The sequence below is a fragment of the Bacteroides caccae genome (assembly GCF_002222615.2).
Classification (GTDB): Bacteria; Bacteroidota; Bacteroidia; order Bacteroidales; family Bacteroidaceae; genus Bacteroides; species Bacteroides caccae.
This window is the reverse complement of sequence record NZ_CP022412.2, coordinates 2,486,355-2,501,520: the sequence shown is the minus strand read 5'-3', so window position 1 is coordinate 2,501,520 and position 15,166 is coordinate 2,486,355. Positions and strand designations below refer to the sequence as shown.

The following is a 15,166-nucleotide window of genomic DNA, read 5'->3' as shown; positions in this document are numbered from 1 at the left end:
TAAGAAGGAGATTATCTCTCCTTCTTGTAATTTTCCAATCCAGTTTGCAGAAACTCGATATACTTGGGAATATCTTCATCATAAGCATACGACTTGTTCAACGGTTTTCCCTGATTATCCAGCAATACGTAGAAAGGCTGTGCATTGGCACCGAACTTCACACGTTGCAGATAACTCCATTTGTCACCGACAGTACGCAAGGTACGTTCTGTTCCGTTCTCGACAATCTTCACAGGTTCGGTCAGCGGAGTTTTATTATCTACATAGAGAGTTATCAATACATAATCGTTATTAATTAAGTCGCTCACCTTCGGGTCAGTCCAAACAGCAGCCTCCATTTTACGACAATTGACACAACCGTATCCGGTAAAGTCGAGCATTACAGGCTTACCATTCAAACGTGCATACTCCATTCCTAAATCATAATCGTCAAATTTGGCATGTACTTCATTCTTATACAAATTGAAATCCTGCGTCTGCATAGGCGGAGCAAACGCACTGACAGCTTTCAACGGTGCTCCCCATAGACCAGGAACCATATATACCGCAAATGCCAAAGAAACAAGTGCCATGAAGAAGCGGGTAACACCTACCTTATTATCATCATCATCATGCGGGAACTTGATCTTACCCAACAGATAAAATCCAAGTAAAGCAAAAATAACAATCCATAAAGCAAGGAAAGTTTCACGATCAAGCAGTCTCCAGCCATAAGCCAAATCGGCAACCGATAAGAATTTAAGTGCAAATGCAAGTTCAAGGAAGCCCAGTGTTACCTTGATCACATTCATCCAACCTCCCGATTTCGGCATAGATTTCAGCCACGATGGAAATAAAGCGAAAAGAGTAAACGGCAACGCCAAAGCAATGGCGAATCCCAGCATTCCAATTGCCGGAGCTACTATACTTCCCGTTGTGGAAACCTGTACCAACAAAAATCCGATAATCGGACCTGTACAAGAGAAAGACACCAACGAAAGTGTAAATGCCATTAGGAAAATACTCAGTAATCCCGTAGTCGATTCCGCTTTACTATCTACCGCATTACTCCACTTCGAAGGCAATGTAATCTCAAATGCTCCGAAGAACGAAGCGGCAAACACTACCAACATCAGGAAGAAGAGAATATTGAAAATTGCATTAGTAGATAAGGCATTCAAGGCACTGGCACCGAAGATCAATGTTATAGCCAAGCCTAATGCCACATAAATCACAACAATAGACGCACCATAAGTCCACGCATCACGAATCCCTTTCTTCTTGTCCTTACTACGTTTCAGGAAGAAGCTGACCGTCATAGGAATAATCGGCCATACACACGGAGTAAACAAAGCTAATAGTCCGCCTAAGAAACCTGTCACAAAAATATAAATCCAGGACATATCTCCCTGCGTATGTTCTTCACCTAACGCTTGCAGTTCACTAATGACCGGTTTCCAGAGCTCACCGGATGCAACGGCAGGTTGAATCCCCGTAGATGCATCTGTTGTAGTGGCAGGAACCAGTTCCATCATAGCTACAGTATCCTTAGAAACAACAGGAGCCGCCTCTTCTTTTTTCTCAACTTCCTTTTTTTCCGGTTGTTCCGCTTTAGCTGCAGCAGCATTAGCTGTCTTCGCTACTCCGGAAAACTTAAACGGCACTTCAGTAGGAGGAAGACAACTTTCATCGTCACAAGCTCCATACTCCAGATAACCTTCTATTTCATAAGCTCCACCTGTGAGCTTCACCTTCTGAATGAATTTAGCCGTATTCTCAAAATAACGCACCTTCATTTCAAACAACTTGTCGAAAGTGGCGACCTCTTTGCCAACCGGTTTCAGTTTTCCCAGTAGCTCTATGCCAGACGTTTTATCAACATTAAACGTTGCAGAAATAGGTCCGCCATCTCCAAGTTCGGTAGAATACACATGCCACCCTTTATCAATGGCAGCGGTAAATACAATCTCCGCTTCCGTGTCAGAAAGAGTATTGAACTCAGTCTTGAACTTTACCGGATCTTTGATCTGCGCTTGCAAAACACATACAACAAAGCTTAAAAGCAGTGAAGAAATTAACTTTTTCATTTTCAATAATTAGGGGATTATAATTCATAATCTACACACGCACGGCTTTCCTTTGTCTCAGCCAAAATCCTTCCGGCTGCCACATGGTCGGGATGCGTCGCATAGTACTTCACATCTTCCAGCGTATCAAATTCACTATACAGCGCTATGTTCCACGTTTCTCCGGGATTCATATTCAATCCGACTTCGACCTTACGGATCACCGGAATTTTAGCCGGAAGCGCTTCTATTGCCTCCTTAAATTTATTCATGACTACAAGTTTCTCCTCTGCTGAAACTTCGTCTTTTAACTTAAATAATACAATGTGTTTTACCATTACGTTGTTATTTTAATGAATTGTTTCTATATTTGCCTGGTCAATGCACTGCATAAACAATGCAAATTTACTCTATTTGGTTTAAATATACACTTAAAGAGATGTTAATTATAGGAATAGCAGGCGGAACAGGCTCCGGAAAAACCACCGTCGTACGAAAAATTGTAGAAAGCCTTCCTGCAGGGGAGGTAGTATTGTTACCTCAGGATTCATACTACAAAGACAGTAGTCACGTCCCGGTGGAAGAACGCCAGAACATTAACTTCGATCATCCGGATGCCTTTGAGTGGAGTTTGCTCTCCAAACATGTCATGATGCTGAAAGAAGGAAAAAGCATCGAACAACCAACCTATTCCTATCTGACTTGTACCCGCCAGCCCGAAACAATTCATATTGAACCTCGCGAAGTAGTTATCATTGAAGGGATTCTTGCTTTATGCGATAAGAAACTACGCAACATAATGGATCTCAAAATATTTGTAGATGCCGACCCGGATGAACGCCTGATACGTGTTATTCAAAGAGACGTTATCGAACGGGGACGTACAGCAGAAGCTGTAATGGAACGTTACACACGCGTTCTCAAGCCCATGCACCTGCAATTTATCGAACCTTGCAAGCGCTATGCCGATCTTATCGTACCCGAAGGCGGAAGCAATAAAGTAGCCATTGATATACTGACAATGTACATCAAGAAGCACTTAAGGGGTTGAGAATGGTAAGTTGAAAATGAAAAGTAAAACGTCAAATATGAACGCCAAAAACCTGATTATCCCTCTACTCCTTGTGTTGTTCTGCTGCATGTTAGGTTGCCGAAATAAACAACATAACAAGGTGAATGAAAATGTACGCGATCTTTCGCAGATAAAAGATAGCGGAGAATTGGTTGTATTGACGCTTTACAGTTCAACTTCATATTTCAACTATCGTGGACAGGAAATGGGTTTTCAATATGAACTTAGTGAGCAATTCGCCAAAAGTATGGGATTGAAGCTCAGGATTGAAGTTGCCAACAGTGTGGATGAATTAATCCGCAAGTTATTGGCTGGCGAAGGAGATATGATTGCCTACAACCTGCCTATCACAAAAGAATGGAAAGACAGTATCCTCTATTGCGGGGAAGATATCATTACTCATCAAGTGATTGTGCAACAGGGAAAAAGCAAGTCTCTGAAAGATGTAACCGAGCTGGTAGGAAAAGACATATATGTTAAACCGGGGAAATATTACGACCGGCTTGTCAATCTGAATAATGAACTGGGAGGAGGTATTCATATCCACAAAGTTACCAGTGACAGTATTACTGTGGAAGACCTGATCACGCAAGTAGCACAAGGTAAAATTCCCTATACGGTAGCCGACAATGACTTAGCGAAACTGAACAAGACCTACTATCCTAATCTGAATATCGATTTGTCCGTCAGTTTCGACCAACGTTCTTCATGGGCTGTACGAAAAGACAGTCCCGAACTGGCAGCCGCAGCTACAAAATGGCATCAGGAGAACATGACTTCTCCGGCTTATACAGCAAGTATGAAACGTTATTTTGAAAACAGTAAAATGATGCCCCACTCTCCTATCCTTTCCTTAAAAGAAGGAAAAATATCCCATTATGACGATTTGTTCAGAAAATACTCCAAAGAAATCGGCTGGGATTGGCGTATGCTTGCATCATTAGCTTATACGGAATCCAATTTTGACACAACAGCTGTTTCATGGGCAGGAGCCAAAGGCTTAATGCAACTAATGCCTGCCACCGCCCGGGCTATGGGAGTACCTCCGGGAAAGGAACAGAATCCGGAAGAAAGCGTAAAGGCAGCTATCAAGTATATTGCCGCTACCGACCGCAGTTTCAGTATGATTCCCGATAAAGAAGAACGCCTCAATTTTATCCTCGCTTCTTACAATGCCGGTTTAGGACATATCTATGACGCCATGGCATTGGCAGAGAAATACGGAAAGAACAAACTGGTGTGGAAAGATAATGTAGAAAATTTCATCCTGCTTAAAAGCAATGAAGAATACTTCACTGATCCTGTCTGTAAAAACGGGTATTTCCGTGGTATAGAAACTTATAACTTCGTTCGTGACATTGTGTCACGGTACGAATCTTATAAGAAGAAAATTAAAGCCTAATACTTTTTGTAAGTCAACAGACTGATTCCGACAATAGCCAGGACTGATAAAGGTAATGCAAACAATATCGGGTCAATCACCGGGAACGGATATGTTTCTATCAGTACATCCCGTCCGAACAACGCCTTGCAGATACCCAATGCAGCCGATTCTTTCTGATGTAGAAATACCAGAGCAAAAAGACTTCCAAGAGTTCCTACCCAAAGACTCGCTATTACCCCTTGTTTCGTCGCCCGCTTCCAATAGAGCGCACAGAAATAGGCAGGGAGGAAAGCTGCCGCACAGATTCCCATAAAAATAGAAGTTCCACGGGCAATAATATCATGGGGCAACATATAGCAAATAATATAGCTGACCAAGATAGAGAATAACACTCCCAAACGAATCACATTCGTGAGTTTGCCACGGGAGCGAGGCTTATACGTACCATAAATATCCGAGCCGACCGACGCACCCATTGTATGAAACTGTGAACTCAACGTCGACATACTTGCCGAAAGGATGCACAGCATAAATAGTGCGGCAAACCAATCGGGCATTGCCTTATTAATAAAATATGGAATAATCTTATCAATATCCTGTACGACTTCCGTAGCAATCGCCCCTTCTGTTTTCAGAAAGAAAAGATTACTCAATGCTCCGGCATGATAAATAGCACCTACGGTTATAATCAAAAAGAAACAACCGATAAACACACCACGGTTCAACTGCTTGCTACTTTCCACCGTCATGAAACGGACTACTAGCTGCGGTTGCGCCAGACATCCGATTCCAACACCCAGAATAAGAGAAGTAACCAACGAATACCATTGTGGAGAACCCGTGACAGGCATCGCAGTCCACCCCTGATGTCCCAATGCCTTAAACTTTTCCGGAACCAGAGGAGCAATAGCAGTCAGTTCCTTATTAGCCTCCGTAAAGTTCATATCAAGCACCTGATACAAAGAGAAAAGCAGGAACAACATACAAGCAAACATAATGACTGCCTGCAAAGCGTCCGTATACATCACTCCCTTCATTCCTCCGGCAATCACATAAGCGGCAATCACCAGCGTGAAGATCAATAAAGAGATATTGAAGTCAATCTGAAAGATCTGTTCGATAAATACGGCTCCGCCCTTCATCACAACTGCGGCATAAAGCGGCATCCCTATAAAAATCACAGCAGCAATAAAGACTTGGATATTACGTGAGCGAAAATGACGTCCTAACAATTGCGGGAAAGTACTGACATTCAGTTTAGCCCCCATACGCCGGGTGCGCAAACCAAAAAAGATAAAAGCAATAACAACCCCGATAAACATATTGAGGAAACAGAGCCACTGGATACCCATACCAAAAGCGGCAGCCACTCCCCCGAAGCCCACAATAGCAGATGCGGAAATAAACGTGGCACCATAAGAAAGTGCCATAACGATAGGATTCATCTGACGCCCGCCTACCAGATAGTCACTGGTACTCGTTGTCTTTTTATACCCTAAAAAACCAAGATAAGCAAGTGATAGCAGATAGCCTATCACAATCAAACTGAGTGTAAATGTATTCATCGTGTTTCGTCTTTTTCGTCGTCCTTATTCCAGTATTTCAGCCCGAACCAGGCAGCAAAAATCACACATACTACCGAAAGCAGGTAAGGCAGAATTATAAAAGGGTCGTCTATTCCAAACATTTGCGTATCAGATTTTAATTAATTCAGACGCAAATGTAAGGAAATTATTGAAAAGACAAAACTTTTGTTTACTAATACTGATTATAATGTATCTTTTTCTCGTCAAATTTCTGTTTCGGATTCTCTTTGGTAGCGGGATAACCGAACGGAATGACACAAAGCGGAAGGATATTCTCAGGCAGACCGGTATATTTACGCACCACCTGCATACGGTCTTCATAAGGATAAGCGGCTGTCCACACAGCACCAAGTCCCAGACTTTCGGCAGCCAAAAGGATGTTTTGGGCAGCAGCAGAGCAGTCCAGATACCAATAGGAAGATTTCACGGAATCACCGCAAACAATAATTGCATTACGAGCCTGCGTCAACATCTTGGCATACGGAAGTGCGGCAGCCATTGAATCCAGTTTGGCACGGTCGGACACAACGACAAATTCCCACGGACGGACGTCTTTACCCGAAGGGGCAGCCATTCCGGCACGAAGCAACAAATCAATCTTCTCTTTCTCCACTCCCTTATTCAGATAAGTGCGTACGCTTTTACGCTCAAAGATATTATCCAATGCAGCATTTCCGGTTCCGGACGTTCCTTTTTCTTCTTTTGCAGAAGAACATGAGCTCATTGCAACTATTGCCATGAAGAGGCATAAGAAAGAGAAAATCTTTTTCATTGTGACACTGTTTTAAAATAGGTTTAACTTATTTTTCTGTGCTTCTTCCAGTGAAACGGTTTCACGGCGCAGTAATCCGCTCTTTTCACGAAGTGCCTCATATTCCGCCTCCAGTTCATTTACCAATTCAGCCTTTAATTGCGGATTCAATAAACGGGAAGCGACACTTGCATTCTGGGAAGCATCTTTAAGGTGCACCACCGGAGCGTGATAGACCGGAGCAATTTTCAGCGCCGTGTGCATCTTAGACGTAGTAGCTCCACCAATCAGAAGAGGTATATCCAGTCCGGCTTTCTCCAGTTCGATAGCTACATGGGCCATTTCCTCCAGAGACGGAGTAATCAGGCCACTAAGACCTATCATGTCTACTTTTTCCTCAATAGCGCGCTGAACGATAGTCTCTGCGGGAACCATTACTCCCAAGTCGACAATCTCATAGCCATTGCAAGCCATTACCACGGCAACAATATTCTTACCGATATCGTGTACATCACCTTTCACTGTGGCAAGCAATACCTTTCCGGCAGAAGTCGTTCCTTCTACTTTTTCCGACTCGATAATCGGTTGCAGAATAGCAACAGCCTTCTTCATTGTACGGGCAGTCTTCACCACTTGAGGCAGGAACATCTTTCCTGCACCGAAAAGCTCGCCTACATAATTCATTCCGTCCATCAACGGACCTTCAATCACATTGACTGCTTTATCATAGAGTGGCAATGCTTCTGCCAAGTCTTGTTCGAGATAATCTCCGATACCTTTCATCAAAGCATATTTCAGACGTTCCTGAACGGATTCATCCCTCCATGCATCATGCTTCACAGCCTGTTGTCCGGCAGCTTCGCCAGAAGTTGCCTTTAAAGCTTCCGCCAGTTCAATCAGGCGTTCGGCAGCGTCGGGGCGACGATTCAAGACAACATCCTCTATCTTTTCAAGAATATCTACCGGTATATCACTATAAAGTACAGAAGTTCCCGGATTCACAATCCCCATATCCATTCCTTGCTGTATGGCATGGTAAAGGAACACAGCGTGCATGGCTTCACGGATATAATTGTTACCACGGAAAGAGAAAGAAAGGTTACTTACTCCCCCGCTGACATGCGCTCCAGGAAGGTTTTTCTTAATCCAACCGGTAGCTTCGATGAAGTCCACCGCATAGTTGTTATGCTCTTCGATACCCGTAGCTACGGCAAGCACATTCGGATCGAAAATAATATCGTGAGGGTTAAAACCTATTTCATCAACCAAAAGACGATAAGCACGCTCGCAAACTTCTATTTTACGCGCAGCAGTGTCAGCCTGTCCTTTTTCATCAAAAGCCATTACTACGGCCGCAGCTCCATATTGCTTGATAATCCGGGCGTGTTCAAGGAATTTGTCTTCGCCTTCTTTCAGAGAAATAGAGTTAACGATCGATTTCCCCTGAAGGCATTTTAATCCGGCTTCGATAACTTCCCATTTAGAGGAATCGATCATCACAGGTACACGTGCAATCTCCGGCTCGGACATGATAAGATTGAGGAACGTTGTCATCTCTGCCTTAGCGTCCAGCAATCCATCATCCATATTGACGTCAATCACCAAAGCTCCGTCTTCTACCTGTTGACGGGCAATAGACAACGCTTCATCATATTTCTTTTCATTTATCAGACGAAGGAATTTACGCGAACCGGCCACATTACAGCGTTCTCCGACATTTACAAAGTTTATTTCCGGTTTCACTTCCAACAGCTCAAGGCCGGAAAGCCACATACAATCAGGTTTAGGAGCCGGTATATGCGGTCGGGCACCTTCTACCAGAGCCGGATATTCGGCAATATACGCATCCGTTGTTCCACAACAACCACCGATAATATTGATTAATCCTTCCTGGATATATTCTTTCACCTCATGGGCCATATCCGCAGGAGTTTGATCATACTTGCCGAGACTGTTCGGCAAACCCGCATTTGGATAAGCACTTATATAATAAGGTGCGCGGACAGCCAACTGTTCAAGGAAAGGCTTTAACTGTCGGGCCCCGAACGAGCAGTTCAAACCGACAGAAAAGATATTGGCGTGTTGCACAGAAGCAAGAAATGCATCCAGCGTCTGACCGGACAATGTTCTTCCGCCTACATCAGACACGGTAACAGATAACATGACCGGCACCTCAACACCTGTTACTTTCATTGCTTGTTCTGCAGCAAAAATAGCGGTCTTGGCATTCAACGTATCAAATATCGTCTCAATCAGAATGGCATCCACTCCACCTTCAAGCATAGCTTCCATTTGCTGTTGGTAAGCTGCCGCCAGTTCATCATAAGTCAAGGCACGATAAGCCGGGTTGTTCACATCCGGACTCATAGAGCAGGTCTTATTGGTAGGTCCAACGGAACCGGCTACAAAACGCGGTTTATCAGGATTCTTTGCAGTATATTCATCAGCCAGTTCACGCGCCAGTTTTACAGCTGCAAGATTTATTTCACGCACATATTCTTCCACGTGATAATCTGCCATAGAAACCGTAGTCGAACTGAATGTATTGGTTTCAATAATATCCGCACCTGCTTCCAGATACTTACGATGAATATCTTGAATTACATCGGGACGTGTCAGACACAATAAATCATTATTTCCTTTCAACTGTCCGGGAATATGCGCAAAACGCTCGCCACGAAAATCTTCTTCTGTGAGATTATATTGTTGGATCATTGTACCCATTGCCCCGTCCAAAATAAGAATGCGGTCGGATACAATCTGAGAAATTGTCTTTTTCATTACCCTATCATCATCTTTTAAACATACGAGCCATATCTCTACGGTCGTCTTTTTCTTTTATGGATTCCCGCTTATCATACTCCTTCTTACCTTTCGCCAAAGCAACGACCAGTTTCGCCAAACCTTTTTCGTTGATAAAAAGACGCACGGGCACAATTGTAAACCCGGGATTCTTCATTTCCCGTTGAAGTTTCTCCAGTTCTTTCCTACTAAGCAACAGCTTCCTGTCCCTGCGTGCCGTATGATTATTGTACGATCCGTAAAAGTACTCGGCGATATGCATATTCTTTACCCATAATTCGCCTTTCACAAAATAGCAAAACGTATCTACCAGACTCGCTTTTCCCAAACGAATGGATTTGATTTCCGTACCGGTCAATACGATACCTGCCGTATAGGTATCTATCAGTTCATAGTCGAACGTAGCACGTTTATTCTTAATATTTACAGGAGGTTGTTTCATTTTCACTTATTAATTAAGTATGGCCGTCAACTTATTAAACACAAATTGAATCACCGTCGGACATAGTATTAACAAAACGGACGATAAAAGGGTGTATTTCAACCGTTGTTTTTCTTCTACCTTCATCATTATAGGAGCACCTTCCCATACTACATAGACAATGTAGAACTGCAACAGCCAAGCAATAATTCTAAAATCAGGTAATAGTCCGGTGACAATCTGAAGCAGAAACGGTACAACAAGTGCATATCCTGCAAATTGTTGCACTAACGGCATATTAGCATGCATGCCAAACATCTTGATTCCCATTTCATTTATGGCATAAGCTGCCAAAAAGTATCCTCCGAACAGGGCCACAGCTACGGCACAACAATTGGTCATAGCTATCTGAAAACTTTGCGGACCGCCCCAACCATTGGTCAATAGTGACCCGATAAAGACGGACAAGCCGCATAAACCAATCATAGGATAGACAAAAGCCATAAAAACTTTTCGCCTATCCTCTTCCATAGAAATTTCCTCCCAGGCCTTGGCCGGAGAGGAAATCAATTTCATTGCTATGTTAAATAGTTCCTTGTAGTTCAATGTTATTCTCTAAAAGTATAAGTCACAGGAGTTGTAGTTGTTGTCTTGGGGACATCATTATTGCTTGAATTCGCTTCTGATACAATCGTAATATTACTTGGATATCTTTCTTCATTTGCATTCTTATAAGCCTCTATAGCACTTCTTATATCAAAGACTCTATACGAAAAAGCTCTATAAGTTTCTTTAGCCTTTTCTTCTGTAGAAGTATGACGTAAAAACAGTTTTAAATCTGTTTTACCTTTAAGCTCTTTTTCATCACTATAATATACCATAAAAAAAGTATGACTGGCTATTTTCTCAAAAGCAAAATATTGAATAGGAACAAGCAAGTTATAGTTATCAATCATAGCCGGAGTCAAATCCGTAATACTTATGACACCTCTATCTGAAACATAAGAAGGATGCTCTCCTTCATCTTCTGCTTTTGTCGTACTATGTACAGCATTACCCGAGATTTTTTCAGTAGATCCGATTGTTGCATTGATAGTGTTTGTTGTATAATCTATATCCACCTCTGTATCATAGCTACACGTTGCAACAATAAAATCACCTGGCATAAAGTTAGTTGTACCTTCAACCGTATTCTTTGATTTAAAAGTAAATCCATCCAATGAAGTGAAAGTTAACCCCAAAAAGCTATCTTTTACTTTACCTAGAACAGGAAGGTCATTTACCTGTGTATTATCATCCCCATTCATACAAGAAGTAACCGACATTCCCATTACTACAGCCATCAAAGCCACCAAGAAAAATTTCATTTGTTTCATAAACATATTTTTTAGATTTTGCAAAGATATAAATTCTAATTCACAATTGATAAATGCAGATACTTAAAAAATACTGCATCCCTTACTTTATTATTTTCGCAAAAAGTTCCAAATGTTCGTCTACATAGCTTGCAATCAAAGCCGTAACCTGTTCTTCCATTTCCAAATAAACCTCTTCCAGCTCATCAAAAGCCTCGTATTGCTCATACATAGCCATAAATTCGTCATCAGTCCGCTCCTTCTCCAAGTCCTTACGATTGGCATCAAATATTTTCTTGGCTTTATAGATCAATTTCGAGAATTCATCCGCCCCCCACAAACGCATCACCTTCGCAAACGGATTATCAAAAATATATCCTCCGTATCCATTCTGGATCAATTGACAGAATCCGCCAACCATAATTTCATCACGGAAAATCTGGTAAGCCAACAAAGAATGCTGCTCACCTGTCAGTAATGGCATCGTATCAGCAGTCAATTCACCACCAATCACTTCCTTATATTTATCGGTAAACACTTGGATAAATTCATCCATTCCTTCGCCCGCAGCCTTTTGTAAAGCAGATTCTATAACTTCAATCATAATTCTTTCTTAATAAATTATGCAGCAAAGCTACGAATTTTATTCTACATCTCAATAACTCATACTACAAATAAGGATGCAAATCATTATCTTCTACACAAGGAAAAAATGCAATTTTCTCTTTCACCTATCACCGCAGAGCGTCAAAGTGGTTATTCATCGTGGTTTCACATACGGTGACAGGTTAATTGCAACCTATCACCAACCTATCAACCTATCACCGTCTTTCCCCTTGATTAATACCCTAAAGAAGCAAGCATACTTCTTCTATCCCCCTTTCATAGTTCATATTTAGTGCTGATATTGTTAGGTCACCACGGCCGTGAAGAGAAGTTACCACAGCTGTGGTAGGATATCTCCACGTCCATGATAAGATCTTACCACGGCCGTGGTGACCTAACAATACCGGCATCCTTTCCCTATTTTAGCTACTACTTTTGAGTACTTTCCCTATGGGATATACCATTATTCTCTATTTGTCCGGAGACTAATTCTATGGATGTAAGCGCATTCCCATATACACACCTATTAAATAAGGTATAAGCCAAATACACCAAACGACAATGCTGAAACGGTTAAAATGCTTTTTAGCTTTTGCCGAACCTTTCACATAAGTCCATATCGCCCACAAAGCATGCACAAACATTAAAAGAATGGCAATAGTCCCCGTCACCGTATGAATCTCATCATGCAGGTGAGTCAGTTCGGCGATATGCTCCATTAAACTGGTACCAACCGTATCAGCTATCAATCCGATTAAAAAGAAAGCTATATGCCAGAACTTCAGCTTCTTTTGGAGTCGCTCGCCCCAGACACCGATCGAATAAAAAACGAGTGCAGAGGAAATGACACAAATTGCCGCAATTAAATAATGTATATCTATTTGATCCAGTTCCATACTTTTTTGTTTTTCAATAACAACAAAGATATGAATAGATAGTTCTACAACCTTCAAACTTTCACAAATGCAATCCCGACTTTACAAACGACGGAGAAAGGTAAACCGATTTGTCTCTTTTCACAAAAAAGTAATAAAAGGCGATTTGCAGAAACAAATAAATCGACTACCTTTGTGGGCGATTTAGAGAATCGTGACTACGTATTTTTAATTATATCACTTAAAAAAAGAGCTAATTATGACTTATTCACACGAAGTGGAACACATGTGTGTTGTAAAGAAGGGTCCTAACCACGGACCGGCTCCCATACCCGAAGAAGGCAAATGGGTAAAATCAAAAGAAATCGTTGATATTTCAGGTTTGACACACGGTATCGGTTGGTGTGCTCCTCAACAGGGTGCTTGCAAACTGACACTGAACGTTAAAGAAGGCGTTATCCAGGAAGCTTTGGTGGAGACTATCGGATGTTCCGGTATGACTCACTCTGCTGCTATGGCTGCCGAAATTCTTCCGGGAAAAACGATCCTCGAAGCATTGAACACTGACCTTGTTTGCGACGCAATCAACACTGCTATGCGCGAACTCTTCCTGCAAATCGTTTACGGACGTACTCAGTCTGCTTTCTCTGAAGGTGGTTTGATCATCGGTGCAGGTCTGGAAGATTTAGGTAAAGGTCTGCGTAGCCAGGTAGGTACTCTTTATGGTACTTTGGCTAAGGGTCCCCGTTACCTTGAAATGGCTGAAGGTTACATCAAAAACATCTTCTTGGATAAGAATGACGAAATCTGTGGATACGAATTCGTTCACATGGGTAAGTTCATGGATGAAATCAAGAAGGGAACAGATGCAAACGAAGCATTGAAGAAAGTTACAGGTACTTACGGACGTGTAACAGCAGAACAGGGAGCAGTTAAACATATTGATCCACGTCACGAATAATATAAGGAGGAAAGAAACTATGATTAGAGAAGTAAAATTCGAAAGCCAAGACCGTCGTATCAAAGGTATCATCGAAGCCTTGAACGCTAACGGCATCAAAGACATCGAAGAAGCTAACGCTATCTGCGAAGCTGCCGGACTTGATCCTTATAAAACGTGTGAAGAAACTCAGCCTATCTGTTTTGAAAACGCAAAATGGGCTTATGTGGTAGGTACTGCAATCGCTCTTAAGAAAAACTGCACAAACGCTGCTGAAGCTGCAGAAGCTATCGGTATCGGTTTGCAGGCATTCTGTATTCCGGGTTCTGTTGCTGACGACCGTAAGGTTGGTATCGGCCACGGTAACCTCGCTGCTATGTTGCTGCGCGAAGAAACTAAATGTTTCGCTTTCCTTGCAGGTCACGAATCTTTCGCTGCTGCTGAAGGTGCTATCAAAATCGCTGCAAAAGCAGACAAAGTACGTAAAGAACCGTTGCGTTGCATCCTGAACGGTCTTGGAAAAGACGCTGCTCAGATCATCTCTCGTATCAACGGCTTTACTTACGTTCAGACTCAATTCGATTACTTTACCGGTGAACTGAAAGTTGTTCGCGAAATCGCTTACTCTGACGGTCCTCGTGCAAAAGTAAAATGCTACGGTGCTGACGACGTTCGTGAAGGTGTAGCTATCATGTGGAAAGAAGGCGTAGACGTTTCTATCACAGGTAACTCTACTAACCCGACTCGTTTCCAACATCCGGTTGCAGGTACTTACAAGAAAGAACGTGTTCTTGCCGGTAAACCCTATTTCTCAGTAGCTTCAGGTGGTGGTACAGGTCGTACTCTTCACCCGGACAACATGGCTGCCGGTCCTGCTTCATACGGTATGACAGACACAATGGGTCGTATGCACTCAGATGCTCAGTTCGCTGGTTCTTCATCAGTTCCTGCTCACGTAGAAATGATGGGATTCCTGGGAATTGGTAACAACCCGATGGTAGGTTGTACAGTAGCTTGTGCTGTTGACGTAGCTCAGGCTTTGAGCAAGTAATTATAACAATTACAACATATTAAATCCCTGTAACTGATAAGGTTATGGGGATTTTTATTCTCTATACCAGAAGAAAAAGCAAAATAAGAAGGTTCTTCTTCAAATTTAGTAGTAATTTACAAGTCGGTGGTATCTCTATTCTCCTCCTTCGGGAAGGAGGAGTACCCGTAGGGGGAGGTGGTAGGTAAATGCACAAGCATAATATATGCACAGATAGGCACACCTACCACCCCGACTTTTAGCCACCCCTCCTTATTCATATAATTATGAGTTTATGC

The 15,166-nt window shown here is 42.4% G+C and carries 16 protein-coding genes; 4 read left to right on the top strand and 12 right to left on the bottom strand.

All coding sequences use genetic code 11. From position 1 onward, the window contains the following. Window positions 1–11: 11 nt before the first annotated feature. Both CGC64_RS09800 and CGC64_RS09795 read right to left on the bottom strand, forming a co-directional pair. On the bottom strand, window positions 12–2,066 hold the full coding sequence (locus CGC64_RS09800; protein WP_005677738.1) for a protein-disulfide reductase DsbD family protein: 2,055 nt from the start codon (window positions 2,064–2,066) through the stop codon (window positions 12–14). A 17-nt stretch (window positions 2,067–2,083) separates the two neighbouring features. Beyond that, complete coding sequence (locus tag CGC64_RS09795; RefSeq protein ID WP_005677737.1) at window positions 2,084–2,383, bottom strand: Dabb family protein; 300 nt, start codon at window positions 2,381–2,383, stop codon at window positions 2,084–2,086. Window positions 2,384–2,484: 101 nt separating this feature from the next. On the opposite strand from CGC64_RS09795, the gene udk reads away from it, so the two are divergent. Together udk and CGC64_RS09785 are read left to right on the top strand one after the other, a co-directional pair. After that, window positions 2,485–3,096: a uridine kinase gene (udk, locus tag CGC64_RS09790; protein ID WP_032838031.1), complete on the top strand. Its 612-nt coding sequence runs from the start codon at window positions 2,485–2,487 to the stop codon at window positions 3,094–3,096. A 37-nt stretch (window positions 3,097–3,133) separates the two neighbouring features. Continuing rightward, window positions 3,134–4,519 (top strand): MltF family protein, encoded by a 1,386-nt coding sequence (locus tag CGC64_RS09785; RefSeq protein WP_005680524.1) that lies wholly within the window; start codon window positions 3,134–3,136, stop codon window positions 4,517–4,519. On the opposite strand, the gene CGC64_RS09780 is transcribed toward CGC64_RS09785, so the two are convergent. From CGC64_RS09780 to CGC64_RS09745, 9 genes are all read right to left on the bottom strand, one after another. Further along, on the bottom strand, window positions 4,516–6,066 hold the full coding sequence (locus tag CGC64_RS09780) for a sodium:solute symporter family protein (protein WP_005677732.1): 1,551 nt from the start codon (window positions 6,064–6,066) through the stop codon (window positions 4,516–4,518). The genes CGC64_RS09785 and CGC64_RS09780 overlap by 4 nt on opposite strands. Next, complete coding sequence (locus tag CGC64_RS19130) at window positions 6,063–6,188, bottom strand: symporter small accessory protein (protein ID WP_004296931.1); 126 nt, start codon at window positions 6,186–6,188, stop codon at window positions 6,063–6,065. Before CGC64_RS19130 ends, CGC64_RS09780 begins: the two co-directional genes overlap by 4 nt. Before the next feature lie 71 nt (window positions 6,189–6,259). Further along, window positions 6,260–6,859 (bottom strand): nitroreductase family protein, encoded by a 600-nt coding sequence (locus CGC64_RS09775; RefSeq protein ID WP_005677730.1) that lies wholly within the window; start codon window positions 6,857–6,859, stop codon window positions 6,260–6,262. Between the two features lie 12 nt (window positions 6,860–6,871). After that, window positions 6,872–9,619: a methionine synthase gene (gene metH / locus CGC64_RS09770; RefSeq protein ID WP_005677729.1), complete on the bottom strand. Its 2,748-nt coding sequence runs from the start codon at window positions 9,617–9,619 to the stop codon at window positions 6,872–6,874. Between the two features lie 10 nt (window positions 9,620–9,629). Further along, the gene (gene smpB, locus CGC64_RS09765; RefSeq protein ID WP_005677728.1) at window positions 9,630–10,082 is read right to left on the bottom strand and encodes an SsrA-binding protein; all 453 of its coding nucleotides are present in this window, start codon (window positions 10,080–10,082) and stop codon (window positions 9,630–9,632) included. 9 nt (window positions 10,083–10,091) lie between these two features. Beyond that, window positions 10,092–10,637: a Yip1 family protein gene (locus CGC64_RS09760; protein ID WP_005677727.1), complete on the bottom strand. Its 546-nt coding sequence runs from the start codon at window positions 10,635–10,637 to the stop codon at window positions 10,092–10,094. A gap of 32 nt (window positions 10,638–10,669) precedes the next feature. Beyond that, window positions 10,670–11,437, bottom strand: coding sequence for a hypothetical protein (locus CGC64_RS09755; RefSeq protein ID WP_005680522.1), 768 nt, complete (start codon window positions 11,435–11,437; stop codon window positions 10,670–10,672). A gap of 82 nt (window positions 11,438–11,519) precedes the next feature. Further along, window positions 11,520–12,020 (bottom strand): DMP19 family protein, encoded by a 501-nt coding sequence (locus tag CGC64_RS09750; protein ID WP_005677725.1) that lies wholly within the window; start codon window positions 12,018–12,020, stop codon window positions 11,520–11,522. Between the two features lie 493 nt (window positions 12,021–12,513). Beyond that, window positions 12,514–12,918, bottom strand: a complete 405-nt coding sequence (locus CGC64_RS09745) for an HsmA family protein (RefSeq protein WP_005677724.1) — start codon at window positions 12,916–12,918, stop codon at window positions 12,514–12,516. 238 nt (window positions 12,919–13,156) lie between these two features. Between CGC64_RS09745 and CGC64_RS09740 the strand changes: the two genes are divergently transcribed. Continuing rightward, window positions 13,157–13,858, top strand: coding sequence for an iron-sulfur cluster assembly scaffold protein (locus CGC64_RS09740; RefSeq protein ID WP_005677723.1), 702 nt, complete (start codon window positions 13,157–13,159; stop codon window positions 13,856–13,858). Between the two features lie 19 nt (window positions 13,859–13,877). Further along, the gene (locus tag CGC64_RS09735) at window positions 13,878–14,888 is read left to right on the top strand and encodes a GGGtGRT protein (RefSeq protein ID WP_005677721.1); all 1,011 of its coding nucleotides are present in this window, start codon (window positions 13,878–13,880) and stop codon (window positions 14,886–14,888) included. A 116-nt stretch (window positions 14,889–15,004) separates the two neighbouring features. Here CGC64_RS09735 and CGC64_RS18810 read toward each other — a convergent pair whose 3' ends face one another. Continuing rightward, window positions 15,005–15,148, bottom strand: a complete 144-nt coding sequence (locus CGC64_RS18810) for a hypothetical protein (RefSeq protein ID WP_153880748.1) — start codon at window positions 15,146–15,148, stop codon at window positions 15,005–15,007. Window positions 15,149–15,166: the final 18 nt, after the last annotated feature.

Coding starts and splice junctions, on each gene's coding strand:
- CGC64_RS09800 (WP_005677738.1), bottom strand. CDS start 2,066: ATGAAAAAGTTAATTTCTTCACTGCTTTTAAGCTTTGTTGTATGTGTT.
- CGC64_RS09795 (WP_005677737.1), bottom strand. CDS start 2,383: ATGGTAAAACACATTGTATTATTTAAGTTAAAAGACGAAGTTTCAGCA.
- udk (WP_032838031.1), top strand. CDS start 2,485: ATGTTAATTATAGGAATAGCAGGCGGAACAGGCTCCGGAAAAACCACC.
- CGC64_RS09785 (WP_005680524.1), top strand. CDS start 3,134: ATGAACGCCAAAAACCTGATTATCCCTCTACTCCTTGTGTTGTTCTGC.
- CGC64_RS09780 (WP_005677732.1), bottom strand. CDS start 6,066: ATGAATACATTTACACTCAGTTTGATTGTGATAGGCTATCTGCTATCA.
- CGC64_RS19130 (WP_004296931.1), bottom strand. CDS start 6,188: ATGTTTGGAATAGACGACCCTTTTATAATTCTGCCTTACCTGCTTTCG.
- CGC64_RS09775 (WP_005677730.1), bottom strand. CDS start 6,859: ATGAAAAAGATTTTCTCTTTCTTATGCCTCTTCATGGCAATAGTTGCA.
- metH (WP_005677729.1), bottom strand. CDS start 9,619: ATGAAAAAGACAATTTCTCAGATTGTATCCGACCGCATTCTTATTTTG.
- smpB (WP_005677728.1), bottom strand. CDS start 10,082: ATGAAACAACCTCCTGTAAATATTAAGAATAAACGTGCTACGTTCGAC.
- CGC64_RS09760 (WP_005677727.1), bottom strand. CDS start 10,637: ATGAAATTGATTTCCTCTCCGGCCAAGGCCTGGGAGGAAATTTCTATG.
- CGC64_RS09755 (WP_005680522.1), bottom strand. CDS start 11,437: ATGAAACAAATGAAATTTTTCTTGGTGGCTTTGATGGCTGTAGTAATG.
- CGC64_RS09750 (WP_005677725.1), bottom strand. CDS start 12,020: ATGATTGAAGTTATAGAATCTGCTTTACAAAAGGCTGCGGGCGAAGGA.
- CGC64_RS09745 (WP_005677724.1), bottom strand. CDS start 12,918: ATGGAACTGGATCAAATAGATATACATTATTTAATTGCGGCAATTTGT.
- CGC64_RS09740 (WP_005677723.1), top strand. CDS start 13,157: ATGACTTATTCACACGAAGTGGAACACATGTGTGTTGTAAAGAAGGGT.
- CGC64_RS09735 (WP_005677721.1), top strand. CDS start 13,878: ATGATTAGAGAAGTAAAATTCGAAAGCCAAGACCGTCGTATCAAAGGT.
- CGC64_RS18810 (WP_153880748.1), bottom strand. CDS start 15,148: ATGAATAAGGAGGGGTGGCTAAAAGTCGGGGTGGTAGGTGTGCCTATC.